Annotated in this window: 9 protein-coding genes; 4 read left to right on the top strand and 5 right to left on the bottom strand. The window is 68.8% G+C overall.

Features of this window, described 5'->3' with window-relative positions; all coding sequences use genetic code 11:
• Window positions 1–349 precede the first annotated feature (349 nt).
• Window positions 350–3,445, bottom strand: coding sequence for a response regulator (locus VM242_16290; GenBank protein HVM06717.1), 3,096 nt, complete (start codon window positions 3,443–3,445; stop codon window positions 350–352).
• Entirely contained in the window at window positions 3,442–5,622 is a 2,181-nt protein-coding gene (locus VM242_16285) for an EAL domain-containing protein (GenBank protein HVM06716.1), read from the bottom strand. Before VM242_16285 ends, VM242_16290 begins: the two co-directional genes overlap by 4 nt.
• Before the next feature lie 456 nt (window positions 5,623–6,078).
• Between VM242_16285 and VM242_16280 the strand changes: the two genes are divergently transcribed.
• The 4 genes from VM242_16280 (at window position 6,079) to VM242_16265 (ending at window position 10,352) form a co-directional block, all read left to right on the top strand.
• Window positions 6,079–6,636, top strand: a complete 558-nt coding sequence (locus tag VM242_16280; GenBank protein HVM06715.1) for a helix-turn-helix domain-containing protein — start codon at window positions 6,079–6,081, stop codon at window positions 6,634–6,636.
• Window positions 6,637–6,831: 195 nt separating this feature from the next.
• Window positions 6,832–7,224 carry a hypothetical protein gene (locus VM242_16275; protein HVM06714.1) on the top strand — a complete coding sequence of 131 codons (393 nt, stop codon included), beginning with the start codon at window positions 6,832–6,834 and terminating at the stop codon, window positions 7,222–7,224.
• Window positions 7,225–7,437: 213 nt separating this feature from the next.
• A complete protein-coding gene (locus tag VM242_16270; GenBank protein HVM06713.1) occupies window positions 7,438–9,966 on the top strand; it encodes a response regulator in 2,529 nt (842 codons plus the stop codon).
• Window positions 9,967–9,992: 26 nt separating this feature from the next.
• The gene (locus VM242_16265; protein HVM06712.1) at window positions 9,993–10,352 is read left to right on the top strand and encodes an Hpt domain-containing protein; all 360 of its coding nucleotides are present in this window, start codon (window positions 9,993–9,995) and stop codon (window positions 10,350–10,352) included.
• A gap of 115 nt (window positions 10,353–10,467) precedes the next feature.
• Here VM242_16265 and VM242_16260 read toward each other — a convergent pair whose 3' ends face one another.
• From VM242_16260 to VM242_16250, 3 genes are read right to left on the bottom strand one after another with little or no spacing between them, the layout of a single operon-like run.
• Window positions 10,468–12,474: a response regulator gene (locus VM242_16260; protein ID HVM06711.1), complete on the bottom strand. Its 2,007-nt coding sequence runs from the start codon at window positions 12,472–12,474 to the stop codon at window positions 10,468–10,470.
• On the bottom strand, window positions 12,462–12,845 hold the full coding sequence (locus VM242_16255) for a response regulator (protein HVM06710.1): 384 nt from the start codon (window positions 12,843–12,845) through the stop codon (window positions 12,462–12,464). Before VM242_16255 ends, VM242_16260 begins: the two co-directional genes overlap by 13 nt.
• Window positions 12,832–14,745 carry a response regulator gene (locus VM242_16250; GenBank protein HVM06709.1) on the bottom strand — a complete coding sequence of 638 codons (1,914 nt, stop codon included), beginning with the start codon at window positions 14,743–14,745 and terminating at the stop codon, window positions 12,832–12,834. The genes VM242_16255 and VM242_16250 overlap by 14 nt, the downstream gene beginning before the upstream one ends.
• Window positions 14,746–14,894 lie beyond the last annotated feature (149 nt).

Below are 14,894 nucleotides of genomic sequence, written 5' to 3'. Positions count from 1 at the left end.
GCGGAGTCCAGGTCGTGGGTGCCAATCTCGTCCATCCTGGGTGCCTGCGCTCAGTCAATTCCACCCTCCGATTGCCTGATCCGATCCATCAGCGGCTGCGTCGCCGAACCACCACGGACCGGCGCGCCGGGCAACGTGCTCGACATTGCCTTCCGCCCAGCTTGAGATGCCCGACACCCGCGTCCTCCGGCAAATCCAGGTGGGCGGGCGTTGTGCCAACACGTGGCATTGCTGCGGGACGGCCAGATCGAGATGGTCACGGATGAGGCCCTCAGCAACGTCGCCAGCACGGGACCGCAACAGCCAGAACGCGTCGCTTCCTGACCACGGCGTTCGCGGCGAGCTGCACTCACCTGGGTAGCTCAGGAAACGCCGCTCGGAGGGCCGGCCGGACGCAGTCGGCTTCAGCTTCTAGCCGCAGAAGCACCTCGGCTCCGCCGACCAGCTCCTGGCTGACGGCGGCAACCTCGAGCTCGCCGCACAGCGCGGCCAGCCTTGATGCGCCCAAGGTGGCGCTGATGCCCCTCAGGCTGTGACACGTCGTGGACACCAGAGCGCAGTCGGCGACTTCGATGCCGCCCCGCAGCTGTTCAAGAAGGGCGGCGGTGCGGGCGCTGAAGTTCTCGACCAACTCTGCCATCCCCTGACTGTCCAGCTCCCGGAGCCCGGCAACCACGCTGGGATCCAGAACGTCGGAGCCGTCGGGAGAAGCCGGGCCGTCGCCGTCGGCTCGGGCGCGGGCGCGGGTCCCGGGGGTGGGCACGCCCGTTCGCGTCCAGCGCGAGACGACCGCCACCAGCTCCGCCTGGCGAACCGGCTTGGCCACGTAGTCGTCCATCCCGGCGGCGAGGCATTGTTCGCGATCACCGACCATGGCCCCGGCGGTCATCGCGATGATCGGCGTGCGGCGATCGTCTCCCTCCAGCGATCGGATCGCTCGCGTCACCTCGAAGCCATCCATGGTCGGCATCTGGCAGTCCATGAGGACGGCGGCATATCGGACCCGCGCCACGGCTTCGATGGCATCCTTGCCGTTGGCCGCCACATCGACCCGGTGGCCTTCGTGTTCGAGCATCTGAACGGCCACTTCTTGGTTGACCACGTTGTCGTCGACGACCAAAAGGTGCACACCCACGTCCGGGCGGGGCCGGGTGGGGGGCAATGTGGTGGCCGTAGGCGGGACCGACGTCCCTTCGAAGCCGGCGACGGTGGCGATGCAGTCGTGAAGCGCCGATTGGCGCACCGGCTTTGTGAGGAAGGCGTGGATCCCGACCGAAGTGGCCAACCCCCGGTCCTCGTTCCGGCCCAGGGAGCTCAGCATGACCAATCGGGTCGCCGCCAGGCTCGGATCGCGAACTATGGCCCTTGCCAACCCGACGCCGTCCATCCCGGGCATGTGGTTGTCGAGGATCGCCACAGAGAAGGGCTCGTTCTGGTAAGCGGCGCGTCGGAGGGCCTCCAGCGCCTCGTACCCGTCCGCCGCGCTGCTCGTGTCCACGCCCCAAGCGCGAAGCATCTGCACGAGGATGTCGCGGTTGGTGGCGTTGTCGTCCACCACCAGGACCGACAAGCCGGCCGGGTCGCCCTTCCGGGTCGGGGGGAGACTATCGATACTCCCGGCGAGATCGAAGGGCACGGTGAACCAGAAGGTGCTGCCGCTGCCCGGAACGCTGTCCACGCCGATCTGGCCACCCATGAGCTCGACAAGTTGCTTGGAGATCGACAGCCCCAGCCCGGTGCCTCCGTAGGTACTGGTCGACACATCGCCCTGGGAGTAACTGTCGAAGAGCTCAGTATGGGCTCCGGGGGCGATGCCGACGCCGGTGTCGGTGACCTCCACCCGCACCTCGACGCCAAGCTCCGACGCCCGTACCAGGTCGACCCGAGTCACGATTTCACCCCGCTCGGTGAATTTCAGGGCGTTTCCGATGAGGTTGACGAGGATCTGTCGGAGACGTCCGCCGTCTCCCCGCACGACGGCGGGCAGGTGAGGGTCGATCACCACGATCAGCTCGAGGTCGTTCTCATGCGCCCCGACGGCCATGAGCTCGGCCACTTCCTCAACGGCCGCCCGTAGCTCGAAGTCGGCGGTCTCAAGATCCATGCGACCGGCTTCGATCTTGGAGAAGTCCAAGATGTCGTTGATCACCGTCAGCAGGCCCTCGGCCGATCGGAAGACGGTATCGGTATAGTGGCGTTGTTCGGGGCTCAGGTCGGTCCCCAACAGGAGCTGGGTCATGCCGAGCACGCCGTTCATCGGGGTGCGGATCTCGTGGCTCATGTTGGCCAGGAACTCGGACTTGAGCCGGGTGGCCTCGGTGGCCGCCGCCGTTCGGGCAGCCAGCAGGTCGGACTTGAGGCGCGAGGCCTCTGTGGCCGAAGCGGTTCGAACGGCCAGAAGCTGGGCCTTGAGCCGCGAGGCCTCCGTGGCCGAGGCCGTCTCGGTGGCGAGCCGCTCCGCCGTCACCCGGGACACCTCGGTGGCCGACGCGGTGTCGGCCGCCAGCGTCTCCGCCGTCACCCGGGACTCCTCGGTGGCCGACGCCGTGTCGGCCGCTAGCCGCTCCGCCGTGACCCGGGACGCCTCGGTCGCCGACGCGGTCTCGGTGGCCAGACGCTCCGCCGTGACCCGGGTCGCCTCCATGGTCGACGCCGTCTCCGCCGCCAGCCTCTGCGCGGTGACCCGGAAGGCCTCCTTGACCGAGGCCGTCTCCGCCGCCAACCTCTCGGCGGTGACCCGCGACGCCTCCATCGCCGACGCCGTCTCGGCCGCCAGTCTCTCGGCGGTCACACGGAAGGCCTCGGTCGCCGACGCCGTCTCGGCCGCCAGCCGCTCGGCGGTGGCCCGGGACGCGTCCATCGCCGTGGCCACCGCCCGCCGGGCCAGGAGCCGGACCTCGAGTTCGTCCATGACCAGGGCGGCGAGGTCCTGCAGAGTGGCGGCCTCGGCCAGGGTCACCCGGCGGGGCTGCCTGCCCATCACGGCCAGTGTGCCGACGTGGTGCCCGTCCGCCGTGACCAGCGGCACCCCGGCGTAAAACCGGACCCCGGCGCCTCCGACCACCAGCGGGTGGGCGAGGGTGCGGGGGTCGGCGGCCGCGTCGGGAACGATCCACAGGCCGGTCTGCAGGATGGCCGATGCGCACAGCCCGGGATCGCGTGGAGCCTCTGCCACGTCGGGCAGGCCGTGGTGGGACTTGAACCAGATCCGGTCGGTGTCGACGATGCTGATGACGGCGATGGGGAGATCGAACAGCCGTGCCGCCAGCGCGGTGATGCGATCGAACGCCGTGCCAGCGGCGGTACCGAGGATGCCGTATCGTCGCACCGCGGCGATGCGTTCGTCCTCGTCGTCGGGCCGCAGGGGAGCTTTGATGGGTGTCACCGCCGAAGCGCCGTTGTCGCCGGCATCGCCCGGTCCATGGTGAACCGGTGCGCCGCTCATCGGGGATCCGGGTGCTTGGTCGACACCTGTGGGAGAGCAGCGGGCACAGCGTCGGGGGGATTGGTTTCGCGCCGAGTCTCGGGCCGGAGCCCCCCGCGACGGCGACGCATCGCCCCGTTGACCCGGCTTGCCAGGTTGCGGGGCGAGAACGGCTTGGTGATGTAGTCGTCGGCTCCCGAGGAGAATGCCTCCACCTTGTCGGCGGCGCCGTCGCTGCTGGTGAGCATCAACAAAGTGCTCGCCGCAGTTGTCGGCTCAACCCGCAGGGCGCGACACAGCTCCAGGCCGCTGATGTCCGGCAGGACCAGATCGAGAAGGACGCAGTCGGGACCGACGAGCTTGGCCGTCCTCAGTGCGCTGAGGCCATCGGCCGCCTCATGGACCTCGAAGCCGACAGCGGTGAGGCTCATGAGGGCGAGCTGGCGAACCTCAGCGTCGTCGTCGACCACCAGGATCCGTTCAGGACGAGAGGCCTGCGAGGCTTCTTGCGCCGTCTCCCCGCCGAGGCCATGGGCTACGCCCAGGTTCAATAGGGTATCGATCGCACAGGGCGGCCCGGGCCGGGCGAAGTAGTAACCCTGGGCCTGCTCGCAGCCGAGCGTGCGCAGCCGCTGCAGCTGCTCGGCGGTCTCTACACCTTCGGCCACTACCGACAGCTCGAGGGCATGGGCCAAGGCGATCACTGCGGCCACGATGGCGGAGTCGTCGGCGTCGCGTCCCAGGCCATCGATGAAGGATTTGTCGATCTTGAGCTCGTGGAGCGGGAAGCGCTTGAGGTGGGCCAGCGACGAGTAGCCGGTGCCGAAGTCATCGATCGACAACGCCACGCCCAGACCAGCCAGCTCACGAAGGATGGCCACGGAACCCTCGATGTCGTCCATCAGGAGACTCTCGGTGACCTCGACGCACAGTGCCTGAGCCTCGGCCCCGCTGGCCGAGAGCGCTCCGGCGACAACCTCCACCAGTCCTGGTCCGAACTGCCGGGCCGACACGTTCACCGACACCTGAAGGACAGGCCGGTCAGGGAAGGACCGCCGCCAGCGCGCCGCCTGTCGGCAAGCCTCCTCGATGACCCATGCCCCGATGGGCACGATGAGCCCCGTCTCCTCGGCCAGGGGGATGAACTCGAGCGGCGCGACCATCCCCCGCTGCGGGTGCTGCCACCGCAGCAGCGCCTCCGCCCCCACGATGCGGTCGGTGTCGAGCGCCACCTTGGGCTGGTAGTGCAGGCGCAGCTCCCCGCCGGCAAGGGCCTGGCGGAGAGCTCGCTCGGTCTCGTCGCGTTCGCGATCGAGCTCAACCAGGTCGGGCGCGAATACGACGTGGGCGCCGTCGCCGCGGTCCTTGGCCAGTCGCAGAGCGGTCTCGGCCTGCGCGATGAGCTTCGAGACGTCCGTTTCGCCGGGCGGGGCGAGGCAGACGCCGATCCCGGCGGTGAGCAGCACCGCGCCTGTGTCCAGCGCGACGGGCAACTGGAGCAGGTCGGCGACCCGGCGGCACAGGTTTTCGGCCACGGCGGGGTCGCGCACGCTGTCGCAGAGGACCATGAACCTGTCGCCCCCGAGGCGGGCGACGGTGCCGCCGTGACGGACGACGGTGTCCCAAGGGCGAAACACCGTACCGAGCCGATTTGCGACCTCCACCAGCACAAGGTTCCCGGTCTCGTGGCCGAATTGGTCGTTCACCCGGTGGAACCGATCGATGTCGACGACCAACAACGCCGTCGACCAGCCGCCGTTGCCAGCCGCTCGGTCCAGCGCGGCGGCCGCCCGGCCGGCGAAGTGCTGCCAGTCGGCGAGGCCGGTGAGCGGATCGTGCAGGCCCGCACGGCCCTCATCCGGCGACGCGCCGGCGTCCAGGCGATCGGTGGTTTCCTGGACGGTTCCGTGCATCCGCACCGGCGCACCGGCCGCGTCGACATCCACCGCACAGGTGGCCCGGATCCAGCGTTCCGGGCCGTCGGACGCGCTGAGCGGAGAGTAGAAGGCACACGGCCGGCCATCAACGAAGGTGGCCCGCACCAGCGCTTCGGCTCGGGCACGGTGGGCGGGGTGGAGCCGTCGGTAGAACGCCTCGTAGCTGGGCGTGATCTCGTCGGCGCACACGTCGAGGATTCGGTACAGGTCGTCCGACCAGGTGACCGCTCCGGAGGCGACGTCCCACGCCCAGTGACCCAAGCGAGCCGGTCGCTGTGTCTCGCTCGGCTGATACTCGGTGTCCTGTTCCGACCCAGGTTGCGTCATGGGCGGCGGCCCTTCATGTGGCACTCGTATCCGTCCGCCGACCCGATCACAACTTGGGACGGTCCTCGGGAGGCACGATAAGCGCGGCCTCCGGTAACACCGGTTCCGCCGAAACGGGTCAACAAGGGCGTGTGGCTGTTGATGGTCCAGCCCCAAGCCCTCGGGCTTTCCCGGCCCCGACCCTGTTGGTACGAAACACCGATACACGCTTCCGATTCCACCGTGGCACCGCCACCTCGTACCCATCGATCCGCGTTCTCACCACAACCGGGCAGATCCGGTGTTTCGGCCTTGGTTCGGGATCGTAGCATGGCGAACAGACCTGTCTTCCTGCACCTAGGTCTGCTATCTATAGGCCGTGCGCTCGTCGCGAAAGGTTCGAGTCAGACCGTGAACCTCTCCCCTCGAGAGCGCGTCCTCGAGACGGCCTACGACCTGTTTTCCCGGCGGGGCGTCCGTGACGTCGGCGTCGATGAGGTCATCGAGCGCGCCCAGGTCGCCAAGTCGACCCTCTACCATCACTTTCCGTCCAAAGAACAGCTGGTCCTGGCCTTCCTGGACCTCCGCGAGGAGCGGTGGACGCTGGCCTGGGTAGAGGCCGAGGCCAGGACGCGGGGATCCACGGCGGAGGAACAGCTGCTCGCCATCTTCGACATCTTCGACGAGTGGTTTCACCGTGCTGACTTCGAGGGCTGTTCCTTTGTGAACGTGCTCCTCGAGATGGGTCCCGAACACGCCCTCGGCTCCGCCAGCGCCCGGCATCTCCACCACATCCGTCGGATCGTGCGCCGCCTCGCCAAGGAGGCAGGCGTGCGCGATCCGAGTTCGTTCGCCCACTCCTGGCATCTGCTCATGAAGGGATCGATCGTGTCTGCCTGCGAAGGGGACCTCGAGGCTGCGCGGCGAGCCAAGAGCATGGCCTGTCTCCTCCTGGAAGCGCATCGGTAGACAGAGCGTGGTCTCCGTGCCATTCCCCCACCCCGACTCACGTCATAATGGGCGAGTCGAGTAGCTGCACCGCCGGATATCGAGCGCCGACCGAGCATCAGGCTCGAAGGATCGAGGCCTCCGCTGAGTGGCCAGTGACGGGCCGCAGCCGGGATCAGCAGTGCGACCCTTCTGCTCGCGCTGCGGATGGTGGCCATGCCCGCCCCTCATGTTCTGCATCAGCTCCATCGCCGCCGCCACCGCTATCGCCGTCGCCCTCGGTGGCACCGGCACCGCCGCCGTTGTCATGAACTCCCCGCCCGCACCATCGACGCCGGCGCGGAGATCACCGCCAAGGCCAACGCCGACCTCCGGGCGGCCGACGTCGCCCAGCAGAAGGCGATCGCCCTCCTGTCGGACACCTCCGCCGAGCCCAAGGCCGAGACCCCAGGCCCCAGGCCCCAGGTCGAGCTGGCCAGCACCCGCTTGAACGAGGCGTCCACCTCCATGAAGGCCGCCGTCGAAACCGGCTCCAAGGCCGCAGTCGACGCCTTCGGCGGATGGGGTACGGCGGTCGCCTCGAGGCGAACGCGGCGGCGTAGGCGCTAGATCCGACAACGGGCCACGCTTCCTGTGCCCCTGGGTAAGTAGGCGAAGGGCGGTCGTCGATTGCCCGACAACTGTGGCGGAAAGGTACGATGCGTCATGTTTCATCGCCATTCCGCTTTAGCTCCCCTCCTGATGGGTCGATAGGTCGGAATGGTTCCGACGCGCTCGCTCGCGGAGCGAGGGCGCCCACGCCGGGGCGTACGACTCGTCGCCGTGGCCATTTGGCTGGGCGTCGTGGCGAGCGCCTTAGGCGGAGCTGCCTATGTGGACGAGCTCGCAAAACGAGACCTGCGAGACCGGTTCGACCTGCGCGCGACAGTTGGTGCTCGCTTCGTGCAGAGCTACGTAGAGGCCCTATTCCGCCGGGAGCGACGACAGGCTGAGACCCTGCTCGCTGGCACGACCACAACTGACCAACACTTCGAGCTCGTCACAGTCGCTCTGGAGTATTCGGCGGCGGTGCTCTTGGACGACCGGGGCCGGGTGTTGCACGTCGTACCGGCCAAGCCCGAGCTGATCGGCCAGGACCTGGCATCGAAGTACGGCCACCTGCGGACTGCGCTCGCAGGCGAAGACGCCATCTCGACGGTGGTCCCCTCGGCCGCCGAGGGCAAGCCGATCGTCGCCTTCGCCGTTCCCTTCGACACCCCCGCAGGACGACGCGTGTTCAGCGGCGGCTTCGACGTCTCGCGGACGCCGCTGGCGTCGTTTCTGAGCAATGCCACGCCGATCGAGCCCAACGAGGCCTACCTCGTGGACGCAAGCTCGGCGGTCGTCGCCAGCAACGAAGGCGATGCGGCGGCCGGATCACTCCGGAGCCACAACGGGGCGCTGGCCCGGGCGCTTTCGGAGCGTTCCAACGGCGTCATCGGCGGCCAGCGCGGAAACCGCTACTTCACGAGCCATGCCGTGGCCGGCACGCCATGGCGTCTGGTCATCGCGGTGCCCGCCGACCAGCTGTACGCGCCGGTGGCCGGGAGCCGGGCGTTCGGGATCTGGATCCTAGCGGCCGGCATCATCGTCGGAAGCCTCCTCATCGCCGTTCTCGTCGTCCGCCGCGCCGAGGACGCGGCCATCCGGCGGCGGGCGCTGGAGGTGCTGCAGGTCCAGGAGAGAGAGCTGGCGGCGGCGCGAGATCAGGCGCTACAGGCCTCTCAGCTCAAGTCCAGCTTCCTTGCCAACATGAGCCATGAGATCCGCACACCGATGAACGGGATCATCGGGATGACCGATCTCCTGCTCCACACGGACCTCGCCCCGGCCCAGCAGGAGTACGCCGAGACCATCCGCGGCTCCGGTCACGCGCTGCTCGAGCTCATCAACGACATTCTCGACCTTTCGAAGATCGAGGCGGGCAAGTTCAAGCTCAGCGTCGGCGACTTCGACCTGCACAAGGTCGTCGACGACGTGGCGCATCTCTTGGCCGGACCGGCACAGGAGAAGGGCGTCGAGCTGGTGGTGGCCATCGACGCCGATATCCCCGTCGCCGTTCACGGCGACGGGGGGCGGGTGCGTCAGGTGCTCACCAACCTTGTTGGCAACGCGGTGAAGTTTACCGAGTCGGGCGAGATCATCGTCAACGCACGCGTCGATGAACACTCTGCCGCCGGCGTCGTGGTTCGGTTCGATGTCGTCGACACCGGAATCGGCATTGATGTCGATGAGCAGGCCGAGATCTTCGCGCCGTTCTCGCAGTCCGATGACTCGACGACCCGGCGGTTCGGGGGAACGGGGCTGGGACTGGCGATCACCCGCCAGCTCGTGGAGCTGATGGAGGGAAGCTGCGGCGTTGCGAGCGAGCGCGGCGTGGGAAGCCGCTTCTGGTTCACCGCCCGCCTGGGGTTCGCACACCACGGTCTTCCCGTCGATGCCGAGCCAGCGGAGCTGGCGGGAACGAGGATCCTCATCGTCGACGACAACGCGACGAACCGTGCCGTCCTTCAGGGCTACGTGACGCGCTGGTCTGCCAACGCCGTCATCACTAGCTCCGGCCATGCCGCCCTCGACGCCCTGCGATCCTCGGCCCAGGCCGGTGAGCCGTTCGATGTCGCCGTCGTCGACATGCAGATGCCGGGCATGAACGGTCTCGAGTTCGCGCGTGCCGTCGCAGCCGACGGCGAGATCGCCGGCATCCCGTTGGTGCTGTTGAGCTCGTCCGGTCACCAGGACGATGTGAAGCGAGCACACGACGCGGGCATGTCGGCCTGCTTGGCCAAGCCTGTGCGCCGTGAGCAACTTCGCACCTGCCTGTCGAGCGTGCTCGGCTCGAAGGGTCAGAACTCGTCGGCCGCCCGCACCACGGGAGATCACCGCCCAGGGGAGCTGGTTCCCCGTGCGAACCTACTGCTGGCCGAGGACAACCCGGTGAACCGGAAGGTTGCCATCGCCATGCTCGCCAAACTCGGTTACCGCACGGAGTGCGTGTCCGATGGCGGTGAGGCGGTGGCGGCCGCCGCCCGGGCGCAGTACGACGCCATCTTGATGGACTGCCAGATGCCCCATGTGGACGGATTCGAGGCGGCGAGGCGCATCCGGGCGAGCGAAGGAGCGGCGCGCCGCACGCCCATCATCGCCATGACCGCCGGCGCGATGACCGACGACAGGGAACGCTGCCTCGAAGCGGGCATGGACGACTACCTGACCAAGCCGGTGACGATGACACAACTGGACGCGGTGGTGAGCCGATGGACTGCAACGATCACGAAACCTGAACCGCTGTCGCTCCCAGAGGTCCAGAGGTGAGACCCAGCGATCATGACGATGCACAGGTGCTCGACGCCGCCGCCGTCGCCCAACTCCGCCTGCTCGGGGAGGAGGACAGCGGGCACTTCATCGAGGAGTTAGTCGCGCTGTTCGATCGCGACTTCTCGCACCGGGCGGGCGCGTTGCAAGCGGCTCTCAGGGCCTCGGACTTCGCTCGGGCGACGAGCCTTGCTCACACCATGAGGGGAAGTTGCGTCGCGGTCGGGGCCCAGCGGATCGCACGGAGGTGCGAAGAGGTCGAGGAGCGTGTCGGCCGTGAGGACTACGTCGGCGCCCGTGTCGTCGCTGCGCAACTACCGGCGGAATACGTCCTGGCGAAGCAGGCGCTGGATGCCGAGGTTCACCGGTTGAGAGGAAGCGACTGATCTTTCGGTAGCGAATCGAATCGGGCCAAGGTTGCCGCCTGCAAGCGCCGTCGCAGCACGCCCATCATCGCCATGACCGCGGGAGCGAGCAGCGACGATGAAGCAAGGTGCCCAGTCAGCCTGCGCCGCTGCGGTCGAGTGACCGGCGGACCCGCTCGAGGAGCACCGGGATCCTGAACGGCTTCACCACGTGGTCGCAGGCGCCGAGCTCGAAGGCAGCCACGGCCTGGTGCTCATCATCATGGCCCGTCACCATGATGACTCGCATCTCGGAGAGCGCGCCGTCGTGGGCCAGTCGGCGCAGCACGTCCATCCCGCTCAAACTGGGGAGCTCGACGTCGAGCAGGACCACCCGGGGACGGAGGGCAGCAAGTGTCTCGGCCGCAACAAGACCGTCCTTAATCCATCTGACCGTGTAGCCCCGCGCCGTCAGGGCGCTCTGCAGCACCTTGCCGGTGACCTCGTCGTCCTCCACCACCACCACGTCGAGGGCATCGGGGACGGCGCTCGCCTGCCAACCGAAGGGGAGGACCCGATCGCGGCCTGACGCCTTGGCCCAGTAGAGGACCTCGTCGGCGGCACGATAGATGGCGTCGACGTCCGGCCCGTCGACTCCGTACTGGGCCACTCCGGCGCTGAAGGTGACGTGGAAGTCGCCCTCGTTGCCCGCGAAGCCCTCCAGACGGAACTGCTCGAGCACCGCGGCCAGACGCTGCACGGCATCGTGCTTGGTCATCCCGTAGGTCCCAACGATGAACTCCTCCCCACCCCAGCGCGCCGCCACGTCCTCCCCCCGGAAGGCCTGGCCCAGCAACTCGCCCAGCCGGCGGAGCACGGCGTCACCGACCGCGTGGCCGTGCCGGTCGTTGACCTGCTTGAACCGGTCGAGGTCGAGCACGGCGAGGGAGAGCGGCTGGTTATAGCGGTCGGCCAGGAGCACGAGCCGGTCGAGGACCTCCTGGGACTTGCGGCGATTGGCCAGGCCGGTGAGCGGGTCGGTGTCGGCCATGGCTCGGAACAGCGCCACCCGCTCCATCCGGTTGGAGATGCGGGCGGTCAGCTCGGGTCCGACGATGGGCTTGGCCACGTAGTCATCGGCGCCCGCAGCGAAGATCTCGCGCACCGATTCGGGACCGGCGCTGCCCGTGAGGAACATCACCGGGAGGGTGCTCCAGCGGGCGTCGTGGCGCACGGCCCGGCACAGCTCGATCCCGCTGACCTCCGGCATGTCGAGGTCGAGCAGCAGGAGGCCGGGGCGGGTGTCCTCGAGGACATCCCAGAAACGTAGAGGGTCCTCGAGGGTGACCAGGCGGTGGCCGGCGTCGGACAGTACGGCCCGCAGGGCGGCAAGGACGTTGGGGTCGTCGTCCACCGCCAGCACCGTGGTGGCATCGCCGCCGGCCACGGCCAGAAGCTCGGCGACGCGGTCGAGGAGCTGAGCCGTCGACAGCGAATCGTGGAGGAAGCCTCCCGCACCCCGGCGGGTGAGCCCGACGCGGTCGGTGAGCCCGGCCTCGGTGGTGAGGACGAGGACAGGAACCGGCGGGTTCTCGCTCGCCAGCGTCTCCACCAGTGCCATGGTCTCGTCCCTCCACGCCTCGCCTCGCAGGTCCGCGAGGAGAGCGGCAGGGCGTTCGACGTGGCAGGAGGCCGCCGCACCGGGCGGGTTGAACGCCGCCACTCGCATTCCCCTGCTGGGCGCCTCGCGCGCCAGGCGCTCGCCCAGATCCCTGTCCTCGGTCACCACGACCACGAGTGGGCGCTCGTCTGCGGCCTCGTCGGCAGCGGCCGGCGTCGGGGAGGGCAGCGACTGGATGAGGGCGGTGACCAGCGCGGACAGCTGGGGGAGCGGCTCGGGATCGAGCGGCCGGACGGTTTCGAGAAGGTGCTCGAGCCGGCGGGCCAGCTCCGAGCCCTCGGCGAACCCGAACGTCCCGAGGGAGCCGGCGAGCTTGTGGGCCTCGCGTTCGGCGCTGGCGCGCTCCGCCTCGTCGATTCCGGGGCGGCCGGCGACGAGGATGTCCTCGAGGGTCGCGACGCTGCCGAGGATCTTCGCCTGACGCTTCTCCCAGATCGCCGCCAGCGCGGTGGCGACGACGTCGGCGCCGCTCACGACGGCCACCCCAACAGCCTGGCGATCTCGTCGGCCAGCAGCATCGGGTCGAAGGGCTTGGCCAGGATTCCGGCGGCGCCCAGCCCCGTCAACCGGGTACGGTCGACGGCCTGGGTCTTGGCGGTGAGGAAGACCACGGGGAGGTGGGCGGTGGCGGCGTCTGCCCGAAGCCCGGCCAGGGTGGCCGGGCCGTCCATGTCGGGCATCATCACGTCGAGGACGATGGCGTCGGGCTGCGCCGCTCTGGCCACCTCGATCCCCTCCCGCCCTGACGCAGCGGTGGTGACCTGCCACCCGGCCACCGCCTCCAGGCTCACCTGGGCGACCTCGCGGATGTGGTCCTCATCGTCGATGACCATGACGTGTCTAGGCGGCATCATCGGCCATGCTCCGATCGTCGGCGGTGTCACCAACGCCGGCCAGCTTGTCGAGCAAGTCCGTGACTCGCCCGTCGAAGTCGTCGGGGGCCACGCATCCCTTGGTCAGGAACTCCGTATGGCCGAGGCGGAGGCGCTCACGATCCTCGTGGTCGAGCTCGGCCCCGGTGTAGACGACCAGCGGAGCGTGGCGGAGCCGATCGTGGCGGCGCATCCACTCCACGACGGCGAAGCCGTCCACGCCGGGAAGCTCGAGGTCGAGCACCACCAGGTCGGGGACGAAGCGCTGGCTGACCCGGATCGCCTCACCACCGTCGGCGGCGTGGAGCACCTCCACGCCGTTGCGCTCGAGCATGGCGGTGAGCACGTGGGCCAGGTCGAGGTCGTCCTCGACGATGAGCACGCGGGACGGCTTGTGGGAGCCCGTCACCGCCTTCTCCAGCGCCCCGAACAGGGTGGGTTCGTCCAGGGGCTTCTGGACCCAGTCCACCACGTTGCCGGTGACCTCGTCGGCCTCCCGCTGCGACAGCACACTCAGGATGACGATGGGGATGTGGCGCGTGTCGGAGTGCTGCTTGAGCAGGGCTGCGGCGTCCCAACCGCTGATCCCGGGCATGAGCAGGTCCAACAGGATGGCCGCGGGCTGTTGCACGGCGGCCACCTCGACCGCCTCCTCGGCGCTGGAAGCGGTGACCACCCGATAGGCGCGGCGCTCGAGGATGGCGGTGACGACCTCGCGCACCGACGGGTCGTCGTCGCACACGAGCACCAGCGGCCCCGCCATGACCGGTGGTTCGGAGCGGGTCGCGTCGTCCAGAGCCGGCACGGAGAAGGAGAGCTTCGCCCCGTGCCCGGGGGTGCTCTCGGCCCAGATGCGCCCGCCGTGCTGGGTGACGATGCTGCGGCAGATGGCCAGGCCCAGCCCGGTGCCGCCCTTGTCGCGGGAGTCGGAGGAGTCGACCTGTTGGAACGGGGCGAAGATGCGCTCGATGTGCTCGGGCGGGATGCCCCGTCCCTCGTCCTCGACGCTGAACACCACGTGCTCGCCTCGGCGTTGGGCGGTGAGGCGGACGTTGCCCCCGCGGGGCGAGAACTTGACGGCGTTGCTCAACAGGTTGGTGAGGGTCTGCATCATCCGGTCATCGTCGGCCGACAGGTGGGCGTCGCCGGCTTCGAGGGTCAAGGTGACACCCGCTTCGTCGGCCATGGCCCGCATGGCGTCGGTCGCCCGCCCCACCAGGTCGGCGGCCCGGCACCGCTTCTTCTCGAGGGTGATCTGGCCCGACTCCATGCGCTCGATGTCGAGGATGTCGTTGATGAGGCGGACCAGGCGCTCGGTGTTCTCGCTGGCGATGTCGAGCATGCGCTGGGCCTTGTCGGGAATTGGACCGAGCGCCCCGCCGGCCACCAGGCCCAGGGCTCCGCGGATCGAGGTGAGCGGGGTGCGGAGCTCGTGGCTCACCACGGAGGTGAACTCGTCCTTGAGCCGCTTCATGCGCTCGTGCTCGGCGATGTAGACGAGCAGGCCCCGCATACGGGCCAGCACCAGGAGGAACAGCAGAGCCGAGGTGGCGGCGAGCACGTACTCGTCGTTGCGGTCGGCGTCGATGACCACCAGCACGGCTGGCGAGATCAGGGCGGCGGCGGCCAGGAAGCCCAGGCGCCGGCCCGTGAGGACGGCCTCGTGGTCGGGGGCGGGCTCCGACAGCTGGCGCATCGAGGGGTGCAGGGCGGCGGTGCCGAGGCACACGTAGAAGACCAGCCAGCTGACGAAGAACCAGGTGCCGAAGGAGAAGGTGCCCTGGAGCGACGAGATGGTGTACCAGGTGTCGCCCGCCAGCTGGCAGACCATGCCGACGACGAGGAAGCGGTAGGCGGGGATGCCGGCGCCGGGCGAGAACACCAGGCGAACGTGTCGCGGATCGCTGAAAATGTAGGTCCGCGATCACCGAAAGTGTCGGTGGTCCCGAGGCCCGGAGCGGGTCGTTGGTGATGGTAGGCAGATCACTCCTCGGGCGCCATCACCTCCTCCAGTAGATCCCGGACGGCGAC

The sequence above is a fragment of the Acidimicrobiales bacterium genome (genome assembly GCA_035540975.1).
Taxonomy (GTDB): domain Bacteria; phylum Actinomycetota; class Acidimicrobiia; order Acidimicrobiales.
The sequence above is the reverse complement of the archived record's forward strand: the minus strand, read 5'-3'. Positions and strand labels throughout refer to the sequence as shown.